Raw genomic sequence first — 16,447 nt, 5'->3', positions numbered from 1 at the left:
AGACTGCGCCAGCAGCGGCTACCGAGCCATTTCTGGGTTCCCAGGACGTTATTTTCGCCTCAGGGGTGAATGTTTTCGGCACATTTTTTGTCGGGGTGTTATAATTGTCGCGCAGAGTTGGTTTAGCCCATTACCCCGCCGCCGTTAAGGAACAGTTCGCGTCAGGCAACGCCTATCGTTTATCTCCTCGTTCCCTTACACGTTGCGCTTTAAGTGCGGCTTTGCCGTGTGTGGTTAGAGTAATGCGCCAAACCCGATTTGCTGTGTTTTAAACGCACAAATCTTTACTTATTAAAAGAACTTCGGCATTATCTTGCCGGTTCAAATTACGGTAGTGATACCCCAGAGGATTAGATGGCCAAAGAAGACAATATTGAAATGCAGGGTACCGTTCTCGATACGTTACCTAATACCATGTTCCGCGTAGAGTTAGAAAACGGTCACGTGGTTACTGCACACATCTCCGGTAAAATGCGTAAAAACTATATCCGCATCCTGACGGGCGACAAAGTGACTGTTGAGCTGACCCCGTACGACCTGAGCAAAGGCCGCATTGTCTTCCGTAGTCGCTGATTGTTTTTAACGCCCGAATGGCGTCCAGATAATAAAAGGTCGGTTTAACCGGCCTTTTTTGTGGGCCAAGGTCAGGTATTTAATCCTCAATCATCCGCGCATATTCTTCTGTTAAGAAATCCACTAATGTGCGTACTGACGGCAATAATCCCCTGCGTGATGGAAAGACTGCGTGAATTATTTCTCGCTTCGGTTCCCAGCCGTCGAGCAATGCCACCAGTTCACCCGCGGCTACTTGATCTTTTACCATCAGCTGTGGAAGTTGAACTACCCCCACACCGGCAACTGCGGCTTCACGTAACGCCAGCATATCGGTGGTGATCATACGCGGCGTGAAATGCACCTCCGCACGTGCGCCCTGCGGCCCGAATAATTCCCAACGATGCACATGTTTACCCGTCGCCAGACTCAGGCCCGGCCAACGCGTCAGCTCCGCCGGAGAATGTAGCGTTCCCATTTGCTCTATTAACTGCGGGCTGGCATACAAACGATGTCCCCTGTCCGCCAGCACACGCATCACCAGGTCGCTATCCTCAAATGGTCGGGGCCTGACGCGAATCGCCACGTCCAGGCCCTCTCCAACAACGTCCACGCGGCGGTTAGTGGCCTCCAGTTGCACTGATACGTCAGGATAACGCGCCATAAAACGGGCAAGCATTGGCCCGATATGCACATGCAGCAGCGTGACCGGACACGTCAACTTCACCACGCCACGTGGTTCAACCTGTAACGCGGCAATCGCATCCTGCGCTGCCTGCGCTTCTACCAGCATCGCCTTACAGTGTTCGTAAAAGGTTTGCCCAACTTCAGTCACGTTAAACTGGCGGGTGGTTCGCTGAATCAGTCGAACTCCCAGCGTCTCTTCAAGTTGCGCTATCCGTCTGCTTAGTTTTGATTTCGGTTCATCAAGCGCCCGACCCGCCGCCGCGAATCCCCCTTCCTCTACAACATGCACAAACCATGCAAAATCATTGAGATCCGGCTTTGTCATTTTATTGTCCTATTAATGAGACAGTGAGGACTATTTTAGCTACTACTCAGCTCGCTGTCATGAATATAAGCTTATTCACATCAAGATAACGCCACAGAGGAGACACATATGAAACAAGTAACAGGCGTCTACACCGCACCTCGCCCACACTGGGTTGGCGATGGATTTCCGGTTCGCTCGATGTTTTCTTACCAGTCTCATGCTGAGCAACTAAGTCCGTTCCTGCTGCTGGATTACGCCGGTCCACATACGTTTACGCCGGGTAACGAAAAACGCGGCGTAGGCGAACACCCTCACCGTGGTTTTGAGACGGTGACCATCGTTTACAGCGGCGAAGTTGAACACCGTGATTCAACCGGTCGCGGCGGCATTATCGGCCCCGGCGACGTGCAGTGGATGACCGCAGGAGCAGGAATATTGCACGAAGAGTTCCATTCACCTGAATTTACCCGTCAGGGTGGCGAACTGGAAATGGTACAGCTGTGGGTCAATCTGCCAGCAAAAGACAAAATGGCCGTTCCGGGTTACCAGGGCATCAGCAGCGATGTGATCCCCACTGTCGCCCTGCCTGATGAAGCAGGGAGCGTTCGTGTGATTGCGGGCAGCTATCAGGATATAAAAGGCCCGGCACATACCTTCTCGCCGCTGAACGTCTGGGATATGCGTTTGCAACGTAATCATCAGCTCACGTTGTCACAGCCGCAAGGATGGAGCACTGCCCTGGTGGTATTGAAAGGGAATATCACCGTAAACGGCACTACGTCTGCCAGCGAAGCGCAACTGGTGGTGCTGAGCCAGCAGGGGAAAACGCTGCATATTGAAGCCTCCAGCGACGCCAGCGTGCTGCTGCTTTCTGGAGAACCGTTGAACGAGCCGATTGTAGGTTACGGTCCGTTTGTAATGAACACGAAACAAGAAATCGCTGAAGCCGTACGCGATTTTAACTCCGGCCGCTTTGGCCAAATCTGAATCGAAGGAGAAGAATATGTCCAGTCCTGCAAACTTTAATGGTTCACGTCCGGTCATCGATGTGAATGATTCCGTCATGCTGCTTATCGATCATCAGAGCGGGCTGTTCCAGACCGTCGGCGACATGCCAATGCCAGAACTGCGTGCGCGTGCCGCCGCGCTGGCTAAAATGGCGACTCTGGCGAAGATGCCGGTGATTACCACGGCATCCGTACCGCAGGGACCTAACGGCCCGCTGATCCCTGAGATCCACGCCAATGCGCCGCATGCCCAATACGTGGCGCGTAAGGGCGAAATCAACGCCTGGGATAACGAAGATTTCGTGAAAGCGGTCAAAGCAACGGGTCGTAAAACGCTGATTATCGCCGGTACGATTACCAGCGTGTGCATGGCTTTCCCGGCTATCAGCGCGGTTGCGGAAGGCTATAAGGTCTTCGCAGTGATCGACGCTTCCGGTACTTACAGCAAAATGGCGCAGGAAATCACCCTGGCTCGTGTTGTTCAGGCTGGCGTCGTGCCGATGGATACCGCCGCCGTCGCTTCTGAAATTCAGGGTACGTGGAACCGTGAAGACGCCGCCGAATGGGCGGAAGTGTATACCAAAGTCTTCCCGGCTTATCAGTTGCTGATCGAAAGCTACAGCAAAGCTCAGGAAGTCGTGACCAGCGGCGAAAAACTGGACTCTCAGCGCTAATCCTTTCCTCCGCGCCTGCCTGGGCGGAGGAATATGTATATTGCGTAACCAAACGAGAGTTAACACGTAAATTCTGCTTGACCGTTTTAGCGCAACTCCCTATAGTAGCGCCCCGTTGCCCCCCAAGCGGTCAGGCAGCAATACAATATGGTGAGGTGTCCGAGTGGCTGAAGGAGCACGCCTGGAAAGTGTGTATACGGCAACGTATCGGGGGTTCGAATCCCCCCCTCACCGCCATATTTTAAGAAGAGCTCGTACGAAAGTACGGGCTTTTTTTTCGCATGTTGCACATCTGCGGGGGGATGAGAAGCCCCGACCGGTCATGTACTGGCGTCAAACAACAAAGCCCGGTTTCCCGGGCCTTGAAGACGGAGTACTTATCAGTTGTAAGCGTTGAGCGTCCGCTGACAGAGCGCAGAGCGGACGCAATCGTCTTTATTGAAACGAACAATCCCAACCATCTCATCTTCTTCGAAACGGGCCAGCGCATCGCTAAGCCCTGAGCGAACGTGGGCTGGTAGATCGCACTGGGTCACATCCCCATTCACAATCACCGTCACATTCTCCCCGAGGCGGGTCAAAAACATCTTCATTTGCGCAGCAGTGACGTTCTGAGCCTCGTCAAGAATGACCACTGCATTTTCAAAGGTACGTCCACGCATATAGGCGAACGGCGCGATTTCCACCTTACCAATCTCAGGTCGCAGGCAATATTGCATGAAGGAGGCTCCCAGCCGTTTGACAAGCACGTCATACACGGGGCGAAAATAGGGAGCAAACTTCTCGGAAACATCTCCAGGTAAGAAGCCGAGGTCTTCATCAGCTTGCAGAACTGGACGGGTTACAATGATCCTGTCCACATCTTTATGGATCAGGGCCTCTGCTGCTTTTGCCGCGCTAATCCAGGTTTTACCACACCCGGCTTCACCGGTGGCGAAGATCAGCTGTTTACTCTCGATAGCATTCAGGTAGTGCGCCTGAGCTTCATTCCGCGCCGTGATTGGCGAGGCGTCGCGACTGTCACGCGCCATACCAATCGCTTCTACGCCGCCCATCTGCACAAGCGAGGTGACCGATTCATCTTCACGTTGCTTATGGCTACGCGAATCCCGCCTCAGCACACGTTTTGCTTCACGACGAGCTTTGATCACTGCTTTTTGTCTTCCCATGGATAGCACCTTGAGTTGTAGGTATACATCACACGCGCCGTTGGCGGCACGATTATGCGCACGAACATCTGAGGGTTGGCTTCCTTGTAAGCCATTGCTTGCTTTCGGATAAGACGCCACGCACAGCTACGCGCACCGTACAGGGCGTCAGTTGCGAAGATAAGAAGTGAATGAGAGAGAGATTTAGCGGTGACGAGGAGGCTACCGGAAGAGAAACGTCCGCGTAAGGTACTGCTGTTACTGTGAAAAACGTGTCCAATACAGGACTTTTCCATTCGCGATCTCCATAGTGAATGACAATCACCGCCGGGAACTACCGCTATTACTTATAAGTACATCATAACCTTTCGCTAATGCAACAATATTTTTACTTGTTATTAACCTAAATTCTATCTTATCACCAGAGACAGTCTCTTGCAGAAAGATGACAGAATTATTTCAGTCGCATACCGATCATAAAAAATAGTTTGTTCCTTCATCAAGATGTCAGGAAAAACCCCGCTGTACTGCGGGGCATAATCATCAGGCTTCAAGCAGAGACTGTCCCAGATAATTATCTGCAGTTTTAACACCCGGCAAAGCAAAGAAATATCCCCCACCAATCGGTTTGACATATTCTTCCAGCGCTTCACCGTTCAGACGTTTCTGCACTGTCAAAAAACCTTTTTCCAGATCGTGTTGATAGCAGACAAACAACAGCCCCATATCCAGCTGACCGGAATTAGTCACACCGAGCGAATAACTGTAGCCACGACGCATCATCAGGCTGGAGTCGGTCTCTTTCGTACGCGGATTTGCGAGACGGATATGGCTGTCGAGCGCAATCACATCGCCTTCAGGATCGCTGGCATAGTCAGGCACATCATGCTCATGCTGCATACCCAGCGGTGCGCCGGTGTGTTTATCGCGACCAAAAATCGTTTGCTGCTCTTTCAGCGGCGTACGATCCCAGAACTCAACGCGAAACTGAATGAGCCTGACGGCCTGATAGCTTCCGCCTTGTGCCCAGGCAGGCTCGCCCTGCCCGTCCGTAACCCACACCACGTCTTGCATCAACTTCGCATCCGTAGCGTCCGGATTCGCGGTGCCGTCTTTAAAGCCAAGCAAATTGACCGGGGTCTCTTTGCCTTTACTACGTGCGGCGTGGTCGGAAATAAAACCTTCACGTTTCCAGCGCACGCTAAGGAGATCGGGCGTATGTTTAATGATATCGCGCAACGCGTGGATGACGGTGTCCTGGGTGTTGGCACAAATCTGCAGCAGCACATCGCCATGGCACAGCGCCGCATCCAGTGAATCATTCGGGAAGCGGGTCATTTTTTGCAGCTTTTTCGGCATCTGCGATTTCAGGCCATAGCGTTCATCAAACAGCGAGGAGCCGACTGACAACGTCATCGTCAGGTTGTCTGGCGCAATGTATGCGCCGAGGATACCTGAATCCATAGGGGGGAGACGCGGATTCGGCGTATCCGGCGCCGGTCCACCGGTGGTCAGAAACGCAAATCGGCTGGTCAGCAACCGGAATAAACGCTCAAGATCGGCCTTATCGCTGGCGAGAACATCGAACGCCACCAGCATCATTGATGCCTGCTGCGGCGTCAGGATCCCCGCCTGATGCTGACCATAAAACGGCTGCGCTTCACTACGTGCATCCGGAGACAACGTGCCCGGCGCGCTTTGTGGATTTTGCGCGTGGGCAACCGGACACCCACCCGCCAGCGCCAGCGCCCCACCCAGGGCGCCCATCCCTTTCAGTAAACGTCGGCGTGACGGTTCGCTCACGCCGTTTTCATTATCTTGCTGCATAGTGCTTAATCCAGACCCAGAACACCGCGTAATTGCGACAAATCTTCCGCCAGCGTCGTGATTGGCCCTTTCAGTGCATTACGATCGGCATCAGTCAGTTTGTCATAGGTTTCAAAGCCGTCTTTGGTACGGTACTTGCTCAGAATGGTATCGACCTTTTTGAAGTTCGCATCCACCTTCGCAAGCAGTTCAGCATTGGCTTTTTGCAACTGAGGACGCAGGAGATCGACAATTTTCTGCGCACCATCGACGTTGGCCTGGAAATCCCACAGATCGGTATGGCTATAGCGATCTTCTTCCCCACTGATTTTGCTGGCAGCAACTTCTTCAATCAGTCCTGCTGCCCCGCCAACAACTTTAGACGGTGGGAAAGCCAGCTCGCTAATACGCGTTTGCAGGTCAAGAACATCGCTGTTTAATTGGTCGGCGTACTTATCCATACCTTTGGTGGTATTGTCGCCAAACAGCGCTTTCTCCAGGCGGTGGAAGCCGGTGAATTTAGGATCGGCGGCTTTTTGTTCGTAATCATCTTCCCGCGCATCGATGCTGCCGTCGAGATCGGAGAACAGTTCAGCAATCGGTTCAATACGCTCATAATGCTGACGGGTTGGCGCATACAGAGATTTCGCTTTTTCCAGATCGCCTGCTTTAATCGCATCGGTAAAGGCTTTAGTGCCCGCAACCAACTGCGCGGTTTCGGCTGTCACATAGGCTTTGTATTCGGTAATCGCGCCGCTCAGACTCAGCAGAGCATCGCTTTGCGCGGCATCCGCCGTTGCGCTACCTTTTACGATCAGTTTGCCTTTCGGGTTAGTCAACAGACCGCAGGTCATATCATATTCGCCAGGCTGGAGGTTAGCGGTCATTTTCTGGCTAAAGCCTGGTGCAATGTTTTCGCGCTCTTCAACCACCATAACGCCTTTGAGGATCTCCCACTCCAGCGCTTTCTGGCTGTGGTTCTGGATGATGAACTGCGTTTTCCCGGCATTAACTGTGATAATCATCGGTTCACATTGTTTGTCGTTAACTGTGACTTTCACCTGCGGAATATCGGCAGCTTGTGCATTAAAAGCGGAGGCAAACAGCGCGGCGATACCTAGCTGCAGCGCACTACGGCGAAAATTAAACGTCATAACCTATCCCTATAAATAAGTATGTTGTAACTAAAAAGCATTCTGCATCGCGTTTTTATCAAGGTGCGGTACGCGATGCCGTAGTGCCTGAACGCGGCGGTAACGCAAACATAATCAACGCCGGAATCAGGTAGATAAACCAGACAGCGACTTCACTAACGCTTGGCGCTTCCTGATAGCCGAAAATGCCTTCCATCAATGTGCCAAACAGTGAATGCGTCGACAGCACGCTGCTCAGGTCAAACGCCACATCCTGAAAATGATTCCACAACCCGGCTTCGTGGAAAGCGCGGATTGCCCCAGCGGCAAGACCGGCAGCCACCAGCAAAATGAACAGGCTGGTCCATTTAAAGAATGCCCCGAGGTTGAGGCGAATACCGCCGAGGTAAATCAGGTAACCCAGAACCACCGCGGTAGCCAGCCCGAGCATCGCGCCTAACGGCGGCCAGATACCTACATCCTGCTGGAATGCTGCCAGTAGAAAGAACACCGACTCCAGCCCTTCACGGGCAACAGCAAAAAAGACCATCATCACCAGCGCCCAGCCGTGATGGTTGCCGCGTTGCAACGCGTTATCGACAGCCTGTTCAAGCTGGACTTTGACGTTGCGCGAAACTTTACGCATCCAGAACACCATCCAGGTGAGGATCACCACGGCAATGACCGCAACGATGCCTTCAAACAGCTCCTGTTCTTTTTGCGGAAATTCACCGGTGGTTTCGTTGATGAAAATCCCTAACGCCAGGCATAACGCCGCCGCCAGCAGAACACCAATCCACATCACACCAATCCATCGACCACGCTGAGTCCGTTTCAGGTAGCTGGCAATCAGGCTGACAATCAGCGCGGCCTCTAACCCTTCGCGCAACATAATTAGAAATGGAACAAACATGCGAAGAACCCTTAAACGTTATTCTCAGTCAATTGATGAAAAGAAAAGTAAATTACAGTGATAGTGATTATCATTACAGCAAAGAAAAACTCAAGCAGAATGTTTTGAGAATGATGACTGAATGTAAAAAGCCAGGCGGGTAATGGTTATAGCAGGTTTACAACGGAAGCAATAAAAAAGCCCGCACGCGGCGGGCTTGAAGACTGAGGCAGATTATTCTGCCTGTAAACGCGATGGCGGAGCTGAGTGATAATGCGCATCAGCCTCGGCAAAACGTTGCTGCATAGCAGTTGAAGGCGCTTTACCCAACAGGCTGAAGACCACAATACCGATGCTGCCGAAAACAAAGCCCGGGATGATTTCATACAGACCCAGCCAGGCAAACTGTTTCCAGACGATTACCGTCACCGCACCAATGATCATCCCTGCCAGCGCGCCGTTGCGGGTCATACGCGACCACATTACGGAGAACAGGACTACCGGACCAAACGCAGCGCCGAAGCCCGCCCAGGCGTAGCTTACCAGACCAAGTACACGGTTCTCCGGGTTCGCCGCCAGCGCGATAGACACCAGCGCCACGACCAACACCATGATGCGGCCAATCCACACCAACTCTTTCTGGCTGGCATTTTTACGCAGGAACGCTTTGTACAAATCTTCGGTGATTGCGCTGGAGCACACCAGCAGCTGGCAGCTCAGGGTCGACATAACCGCAGCGAGGATCGCAGACAGCAGGATACCGGCAATCCACGGGTTGAACAGGATTTGCGCCAGTTCAATAAACACACGCTCGGCGTTCTGGTTAACGGCACCGGCAAGCTGTGGGTTGTTGTTAAAGTAAGCAATACCAAAGAAGCCCACGGCCACAGCACCTGCCAGACACAGAATCATCCAGGCCATGCTAATGCGGCGAGCATGAACGATGCTATGGTGGGAATCTGCAGCCATAAAGCGCGCCAGAATATGCGGCTGACCAAAGTAGCCCAGACCCCAGCCCATCAGGGAAATGATGGCAACAAAATTCAGCCCTTTGAACATGTCCACGTTCTCAATGCTCTTTTGTTTAATCACTTCCAGCGAATCGTCGAATCCACCCACGCCAATGACTACCATCACCGGCGTCAGGATCAGAGCAAAGATCATCAGGCTGGCCTGGACGGTATCGGTCCAGCTAACCGCCAGGAAACCACCAATAAAGGTATAAATGATCGTCGCGGCCGCGCCCGCCCACAGTGCTGTTTCGTAGCTCATGCCAAAGGTGCTTTCAAACAGACGTGCCCCTGCCACAATACCGGAAGCGCAATAGATGGTGAAAAACAGCAGAATAACCAGCGCGGAGATAATACGTAGAATTCGGCTTTTATCTTCAAAGCGACCGGTAAAGTAATCCGGTAACGTCAGCGCATTGTTTATGTATTCGGTGTGTACGCGTAAACGTCCGGCCACCAGCTTCCAGTTGATCCAGGCGCCCAAAATAAGGCCGATGGCGATCCAGCTTTCTGAAATCCCCGACAGGAAAATCGCGCCAGGCAGCCCCATCAGCAACCAGCCGCTCATGTCAGATGCCCCGGCGGATAACGCGGTCACGAATGGACCCAGACTGCGTCCACCCAGAATGTAATCGTCAAAGTTTTTGGTTGAACGCCATGCAATAAACCCTATCAATATCATGCCGAAAATATAGACACAGAATGTCACTAACATCGGTGTGCTAATAGCCATCAAAACTCTCCAAAATTATGTATCAGCAATGCCGTGGCTTGCCGTTTTATTACCCTGCCGGAACGTGGCAAAGATATCTATGTTGACCAGGGCGACCGTATCCTGCCGGAAGCGATGGTTATTCACAATCGATTTAACACACCATTTACATCAAATTTGATCCAGAGTAGATAGCATTTTTCTGTAGGTTGCACTCTCTCACATTTTTTTCGGTTGCACCTTTTAAAAGTGTTAACTACCGCAGAGAAAAAGATTCTGTAATTTATACAGCCCACATCATAAGACTCATATTTATTAACATCTCATTCATTTCCAAGCTTGCAAACCAAGTCACATTTAACACGGTTGCACAAAGTTGCAACATAGTGGATATTTCTCGGTAACTATCAGACCCGTATTTCAGTACAACAGGAGTAAACGGCATGGGAACCACCACGATGGGGGTTAAACTGGATGACGCCACTCGCGAGCGTATTAAAACAGCAGCATCACGAATCGATCGCACGCCACATTGGCTGATCAAGCAAGCCATCTTTAATTATCTCGAAAGACTGGAAAATGACGACGCGCTTCCTGAACTGCCGGCCCTGCTGGCGGGTGCCGCGAATGAGGGTGAGGAGTCAACCACGCCGCAGAATGAAGCGCATCAGCCTTTCCTGGAATTTGCCGAACAGATCCTGCCGCAGTCAGTTTCCCGCGCAGCAATCACCGCCGCGTACCGCCGAGCCGAAACCGATGCTGTGCCGATGCTGATGGAGCAGGCTCGTCTGCCGCAACCCATCGCGGAGCAAGCGCACAAGCTGGCGTACGATCTGGCCGACAAACTGCGTAACCAGAAGACCGCCAGCGGCCGCGCCGGGATGGTACAAGGTTTATTGCAGGAATTCTCACTTTCTTCGCAGGAAGGGGTCGCGCTGATGTGCCTGGCCGAAGCCCTGCTGCGTATTCCTGATAAGGCAACCCGCGATGCGTTAATCCGCGACAAAATCAGCAACGGCAACTGGCAGTCGCACATTGGACGTAGCCCGTCCCTGTTCGTCAACGCGGCGACCTGGGGGCTGTTGTTTACCGGTCGTCTGGTTTCTACGCATAATGAAGCCAGCCTCTCACGCTCACTCAACCGTATTATCGGTAAAAGCGGTGAACCACTGGTGCGTAAAGGCGTCGACATGGCAATGCGCCTGATGGGCGAGCAGTTCGTCACCGGAGAGACTATCGCCGAAGCGCTGGCTAACGCCCGTAAACTGGAAGAAAAAGGTTTCCGCTACTCTTACGACATGCTGGGTGAAGCAGCTCTGACTGCCGCCGATGCCCAGGCTTATATGGTTTCGTACCAACAGGCAATCCACGCCATTGGTAAAGCCTCTAACGGCCGCGGCATCTATGAAGGGCCGGGCATTTCTATCAAGCTGTCAGCGCTGCATCCGCGTTATAGCCGCGCGCAGTATGACCGCGTGATGGATGAACTCTATCCGCGTCTGAAGTCGCTTACTCTGCTGGCCCGCCAGTACGACATCGGTATCAATATCGATGCTGAAGAGGCCGACCGACTGGAGATCTCCCTCGATCTGCTGGAAAAACTGTGCTTTGAACCTGAACTCGCGGGCTGGAACGGTATCGGCTTTGTTATTCAGGCCTACCAGAAGCGCTGCCTGTATGTTATCGACTACCTGATTGACCTCGCCACGCGCAGCCGCCGTCGCCTGATGATCCGTCTGGTTAAGGGCGCCTACTGGGATAGCGAAATCAAACGTGCGCAAATGGACGGTCTGGAAGGTTATCCGGTCTATACCCGTAAGGTCTACACCGACGTTTCCTATCTGGCCTGTGCGAAAAAACTGCTTGCGGTGCCGAATCTGATCTACCCGCAGTTCGCCACCCACAACGCCCATACGCTGGCGGCGATTTATCAGTTGGCCGGTCAAAACTATTATCCAGGTCAGTACGAGTTCCAGTGCCTGCACGGTATGGGCGAACCGCTGTATGAGCAGGTCACCGGTAAAGTTGCCGATGGCAAACTGAATCGTCCATGCCGCATTTATGCACCGGTAGGCACGCATGAAACGCTGCTTGCGTACCTGGTGCGTCGTCTGCTGGAAAACGGCGCCAACACCTCGTTCGTCAACCGCATTGCAGACACTACCCTGCCGCTGGATGAACTGGTCGCCGATCCGGTCGAAGCCGTTGAAAAACTGGCGCAGCAGGAAGGCCAGGCTGGTCTGCCACATCCGAAGATTGCCCTGCCGCGTGACCTGTACGGTAAAGGCCGCGAAAACTCAGGCGGACTGGATTTAGCGAACGAACATCGTCTGGCCTCACTGTCCTCCGCCCTGCTCAACAGCGCGCTGCAAAAATGGCACGCTAAACCGATGCTCGAACATCCGGTTGCTGACGGTGAAATGACCCCAGTCGTCAACCCGGCCGAACCGAAAGACATTGTCGGTTATGTGCGTGAAGCGACTCACAGCGAAGTGGAACAGGCATTGCAGAACGCGGTAAATAACGCGCCGATCTGGTTCGCCACACCGCCACAAGAGCGCGCCGCTATTTTGCATCGCGCCGCCGTTCTGATGGAAGGCCAGATGCAGCAGTTAATTGGCATTCTGGTGCGCGAAGCGGGCAAAACCTTCAGCAACGCCATTGCGGAAGTGCGCGAAGCGGTAGACTTCCTGCACTATTATGCCGGTCAGGTCCGCGATGACTTCGATAATGAAACCCATCGTCCGTTAGGGCCGGTGGTCTGTATCAGCCCCTGGAACTTCCCGCTGGCCATTTTCACCGGGCAGATTGCCGCTGCGCTGGCGGCGGGCAACAGCGTGTTGGCAAAACCCGCGGAACAAACTCCGCTGATTGCCGCCCAGGGTATTGCCATTTTACTCGAAGCAGGTGTGCCGCCAGGCGTGGTGCAACTGTTGCCTGGTCAAGGTGAAACGGTCGGGGCACAGCTCACTTCCGATGAGCGCGTACGCGGCGTCATGTTTACCGGCTCAACGGAAGTCGCCACGCTGTTGCAACGTAATATCGCGACCCGCCTCGATGCTCAGGGGCGTCCAATCCCGCTTATCGCCGAAACCGGCGGGATGAACGCCATGATCGTCGACTCTTCTGCGTTAACGGAACAAGTCGTGGTCGACGTTCTGGCTTCTGCCTTTGACAGCGCCGGACAGCGCTGCTCCGCGCTTCGCGTCCTGTGTCTGCAGGACGATGTCGCCGACCATACGCTGAAAATGCTGCGTGGCGCAATGGCGGAATGCCGCATGGGTAACCCGGGTCGCCTGACCACCGATATTGGACCGGTAATCGATGAAGAAGCCAAAGCCAATATTGAGCGCCATATTCAGGCCATGCGCGCCAAAGGGCGTCCGGTGTTCCAGGTTGCGCGCGAAAACAGCGACGATGCGCGTGAATGGCAAACCGGTACCTTTATCGCGCCGACGCTTATCGAGCTGGAAAGCTTCGACGAATTACAAAAAGAGGTGTTCGGTCCGGTACTGCACGTTGTGCGTTACACCCGCAACAATCTGGGCAGTCTGATTGAGCAAATTAATGCCTCCGGCTATGGCCTAACGCTGGGCGTGCACACCCGTATCGATGAAACCATCGCCCAGGTCACGGGTTCGGCACATGTGGGGAACCTGTACGTTAACCGCAATATGGTCGGCGCCGTCGTCGGAGTGCAGCCATTCGGTGGCGAAGGCTTGTCAGGAACCGGGCCAAAAGCGGGTGGACCGCTGTATCTGTACCGCCTGCTGGCAAACCGTCCGGAAAATGCGTTAGGCATTACGCTTGCCCGTCAGGATGCCGAATACCCTGTCGATGCACAGCTTAAAACGGCGCTCGTTCAGCCGCTGGAAGCGCTTAGCGAATGGGCAACCGATCGTCCAGCACTGCGTGCGCTCTGCCAACAGTTTGGTGAACTGGCGCAGGCCGGAACGCAACGCCTGCTGCCAGGACCCACCGGCGAGCGCAATACCTGGACGCTGTTGCCGCGCGAACGCGTGCTGTGTATCGCCGATGATGAACAGGATGCGCTGGTACAGGTTGCCGCTGTAACTTCCGTTGGTAGCTTAATCCTGTGGCCAGATGATACATTCCATCGCGACCTGGCAAAACGTCTGCCAGCAGTAGTTTCCGGGCGCATCCAATTTGCCAAAGCGGACAACATCACTACGCAGCCGTTTGATGCGGTTATTTTCCACGGTGATTCCGATCAGCTTCGCGCACTGTGTGAAGCGGTGGCGGCCCGCGAAGGGGCGATTGTGTCGGTCCAGGGCTTTGCCCGCGGCGAAAGCAATATCCTGCTGGAAAGGTTGTATATTGAGCGCTCCCTGAGCGTCAATACCGCCGCAGCTGGGGGGAACGCCAGCCTGATGACAATCGGCTAAGGTTGTGGTTAATTAAGGCTCCGGTAACGGGGCCTTTTTTTATGAAGCCAGAGGGAAGCATGAAACGAATCGTACTGACATGTGCAGCGCTGCTGCTGGGCGGCCAGGCGCTGGCGGATGACTGCGCCAACGCAAACACGCAGATTGAGATGAACACCTGTGCGGCAGAGCAGTATAAAGCGGCCGACGCCAAACTTAATGAAACTTATCAGAATGCGCTGAAGCGCGCCGCCCCAACCCAGCGCGATTTACTGAAAAAAGCGCAAGTATCCTGGATAACTTTGCGCGATGCGGACTGTGCGTTAATCAGTTCTGGCACTGAAGGCGGTAGCGTTCAGGCGATGATTTCCAGCCAGTGCCTGACGGATAAGACCAACGAGCGCGAAGCGTTTCTCGCCTCACTTTTGCAGTGTGAAGAAGGCGATTTAAGCTGCCCGTTACCGCCGGCCAGTTAACGCACGCGGATCCCTTCAATAATCATCCGCTGTACGCTCTCCACCGTTTGGTTAAAAAAGGCTTCATCACGCAGCGTTGCGCCCGTCACCGCCTCTACCTGTGGGGCAAAATCGGCGTAGTGCTGAGTTGAAGCCCAAATCATAAAAATCAGATGATGCGGATCGACCGGAGCCAGTTTTCCGCTTTTGATCCAACCGGCAATCAGCGCGGATTTCTCATCAATTAGCGTTTTGAGATCCCCCTCCAGTTCTGCCATCAATAAAGGCGCTCCGGCCAGCATCTCCATACAAAACAGCCGTGAGGCCTGAGGGTAATCGCGCGACACTTCCAGCTTAAGGCGAATGTATTCTTTAATGGCCACCAGCGGCGCAAAGTCTTCGCGAAAAGCTTTCAATGGAGCTAGCCAGATGTCGAGGATCTGCCGTAAAACGGCGATATAAAGCACCTCTTTTGACGGGTAGTAATAAAGTAGATTGGTTTTTGACACGCCCGCCTGCTCTGCCACCTGCTCCAGGCGCGTGCCGTGGATCCCATATTGGGAGAAGATATTTAATGCCGCGGTTAAGATGGCCTGGCGTTTTGCACTGACGGCCTGCGAGCGCTTACCTGTTTTTTTCTCTGCGCGTTGGACCATGCGCCCTCTCCTTCTTGTGAGGGCGTCAGCATACCAAATCACGCGGTGAATGGTTAAATTAAAGCGATTCCGGCGGCGCCTCTTGTCCAAGCGCTTTTTTCTTTTTGAACTTCAGCTCGCTGACCAGTACGCCAACAATAATGAATGCCGCACCAAGCAATGCAAGTAGCGGTAAGCGTTCACCCGCCAGACGGCCAAAGATCCCCGCCCACACCGGTTCACCGGTATAAATAACCGTCGCGCGCGTCGGCGAAACGCTGCGCTGCGCCCAGTTCATGGTGACCTGAATAATCGCGCTAAAAATACCCAGCCCCAGCGCCACCACCAGCAATCCGGTAGACATTGGTGGTACGGTCTCTCCGGCCGGTCCCATCGCCATAAACGCCACTATCGAAGCGGTTGCCAGTTGCACTACCGTTACCCGACGAACATCCACTTTTCCTGCCCACGCGCTAATCAGGATAATTTCTGCCGCAATCGCCACCGCACCGGCGAGCGTGATCCACTCGCCTTCGCCTAAAGCCAGTAAATTGCCTCCCGGTCCGGCAAGAAAAATCAATCCGATAAAGGCCAGCACAATGCCGACGCATGGCATCAGACCTGGTATGCGTCCCAGACACAACCATTGTAAAAGCGGCACCAACGGTACGTACATCGCGGTAATAAACGCCGATTTACTGCTGGGAATAAACTGTAACCCCCAGGTTTGCAGACTATAGCCCAGCGCAATTGCAATACCGATTGCAACCCCTGCTTTAACTTCCAGCCACGTCAGCTTATGCAGTGTGTGTAACGACAAAAGCGCGACCGCCACCGCGGCAGTGGCAAAACGCACACCGACAAAGAAAAAAGGGCCGCTCAGGGTAACGGCATATTGCACCGCCAAAAACGTGCCACCCCAGAACATGGTGATCACAATGAGGATCGCTTCCTGAGGTTTAACAGAGAAGGAATAACGAGAAAGTAATGACATGAGACACCCGATTAACTGAATGTCATTAGTCTGCGTTGCGTTTTGTTACA

At 53.5% G+C, this 16,447-nt stretch carries 14 protein-coding genes, 1 tRNA gene and 1 pseudogene; 8 read left to right on the top strand and 8 right to left on the bottom strand.

Features of this window, described 5'->3' with window-relative positions; genetic code table 11:
- The 3 genes and pseudogenes from FDW94_RS23910 to infA form a co-directional block, all read left to right on the top strand.
- The coding region (locus tag FDW94_RS23910; protein WP_249358345.1) for a hypothetical protein at positions 1-69 on the top strand (69 nt) is incomplete at its 5' end.
- A pseudogene (locus tag FDW94_RS06430) lies at positions 70-427 on the top strand (hypothetical protein).
- Positions 355-573, top strand: a complete 219-nt coding sequence (gene infA, locus FDW94_RS06425) for a translation initiation factor IF-1 (RefSeq protein WP_002211347.1) — start codon at positions 355-357, stop codon at positions 571-573. The pseudogene FDW94_RS06430 and the gene infA overlap by 73 nt, the downstream one beginning before the upstream one ends.
- A 79-nt stretch (positions 574-652) precedes the next feature.
- On the opposite strand, the gene FDW94_RS06420 is transcribed toward infA, so the two are convergent.
- Positions 653-1,564: a LysR family transcriptional regulator gene (locus FDW94_RS06420; protein ID WP_003831675.1), complete on the bottom strand. Its 912-nt coding sequence runs from the start codon at positions 1,562-1,564 to the stop codon at positions 653-655.
- A 108-nt stretch (positions 1,565-1,672) separates the two neighbouring features.
- Here FDW94_RS06420 and FDW94_RS06415 point away from each other — a divergent pair, with 108 nt between their 5' ends.
- The 3 genes from FDW94_RS06415 to FDW94_RS06405 all read left to right on the top strand — a co-directional run bounded on the left by FDW94_RS06415 (position 1,673) and on the right by FDW94_RS06405 (position 3,464).
- Positions 1,673-2,533: a pirin family protein gene (locus FDW94_RS06415; protein ID WP_137377319.1), complete on the top strand. Its 861-nt coding sequence runs from the start codon at positions 1,673-1,675 to the stop codon at positions 2,531-2,533.
- 16 nt (positions 2,534-2,549) lie between these two features.
- On the top strand, positions 2,550-3,227 hold the full coding sequence (locus FDW94_RS06410) for an isochorismatase family protein (RefSeq protein ID WP_003831673.1): 678 nt from the start codon (positions 2,550-2,552) through the stop codon (positions 3,225-3,227).
- Between the two features lie 149 nt (positions 3,228-3,376).
- Positions 3,377-3,464: transfer RNA gene (locus FDW94_RS06405), tRNA-Ser, on the top strand.
- Positions 3,465-3,607: 143 nt separating this feature from the next.
- Here FDW94_RS06405 and phoH read toward each other — a convergent pair.
- The 5 genes from phoH to putP form a co-directional block, all read right to left on the bottom strand.
- Positions 3,608-4,396 carry a phosphate starvation-inducible protein PhoH gene (phoH, locus tag FDW94_RS06400; RefSeq protein WP_003832078.1) on the bottom strand — a complete coding sequence of 263 codons (789 nt, stop codon included), beginning with the start codon at positions 4,394-4,396 and terminating at the stop codon, positions 3,608-3,610.
- A gap of 522 nt (positions 4,397-4,918) precedes the next feature.
- Complete coding sequence (efeB, locus tag FDW94_RS06395; RefSeq protein WP_137377318.1) at positions 4,919-6,202, bottom strand: iron uptake transporter deferrochelatase/peroxidase subunit; 1,284 nt, start codon at positions 6,200-6,202, stop codon at positions 4,919-4,921.
- Between the two features lie 5 nt (positions 6,203-6,207).
- Complete coding sequence (gene efeO / locus FDW94_RS06390; protein WP_137377317.1) at positions 6,208-7,335, bottom strand: iron uptake system protein EfeO; 1,128 nt, start codon at positions 7,333-7,335, stop codon at positions 6,208-6,210.
- 58 nt (positions 7,336-7,393) lie between these two features.
- Complete coding sequence (gene efeU, locus FDW94_RS06385; protein ID WP_003036041.1) at positions 7,394-8,227, bottom strand: iron uptake transporter permease EfeU; 834 nt, start codon at positions 8,225-8,227, stop codon at positions 7,394-7,396.
- Between the two features lie 213 nt (positions 8,228-8,440).
- The gene (gene putP, locus FDW94_RS06380) at positions 8,441-9,949 is read right to left on the bottom strand and encodes a sodium/proline symporter PutP (RefSeq protein WP_137377316.1); all 1,509 of its coding nucleotides are present in this window, start codon (positions 9,947-9,949) and stop codon (positions 8,441-8,443) included.
- Between the two features lie 422 nt (positions 9,950-10,371).
- On the opposite strand from putP, the gene putA reads away from it, so the two are divergent.
- Together putA and FDW94_RS06370 are read left to right on the top strand one after the other, a co-directional pair.
- Complete coding sequence (putA, locus tag FDW94_RS06375; protein ID WP_137377315.1) at positions 10,372-14,334, top strand: trifunctional transcriptional regulator/proline dehydrogenase/L-glutamate gamma-semialdehyde dehydrogenase; 3,963 nt, start codon at positions 10,372-10,374, stop codon at positions 14,332-14,334.
- 59 nt (positions 14,335-14,393) lie between these two features.
- The gene (locus FDW94_RS06370) at positions 14,394-14,789 is read left to right on the top strand and encodes a lysozyme inhibitor LprI family protein (protein ID WP_048235671.1); all 396 of its coding nucleotides are present in this window, start codon (positions 14,394-14,396) and stop codon (positions 14,787-14,789) included.
- Here the strand turns inward: FDW94_RS06370 and rutR are convergent.
- The gene (gene rutR / locus FDW94_RS06365) at positions 14,786-15,424 is read right to left on the bottom strand and encodes an HTH-type transcriptional regulator RutR (protein ID WP_003036026.1); all 639 of its coding nucleotides are present in this window, start codon (positions 15,422-15,424) and stop codon (positions 14,786-14,788) included. The two genes, FDW94_RS06370 and rutR, sit on opposite strands and share 4 nt — an antisense overlap.
- A gap of 58 nt (positions 15,425-15,482) precedes the next feature.
- Positions 15,483-16,397, bottom strand: a complete 915-nt coding sequence (locus FDW94_RS06360) for a DMT family transporter (RefSeq protein WP_137377314.1) — start codon at positions 16,395-16,397, stop codon at positions 15,483-15,485.
- Between the last annotated feature and the right edge of the window lie 50 nt (positions 16,398-16,447).

Source organism: Citrobacter sp. wls757 (genome assembly GCF_005280935.1).
GTDB classification, from domain to species: Bacteria; Pseudomonadota; Gammaproteobacteria; order Enterobacterales; family Enterobacteriaceae; genus Citrobacter; species Citrobacter portucalensis.
This window is presented reverse-complemented; position numbering and strand designations above follow the sequence as displayed.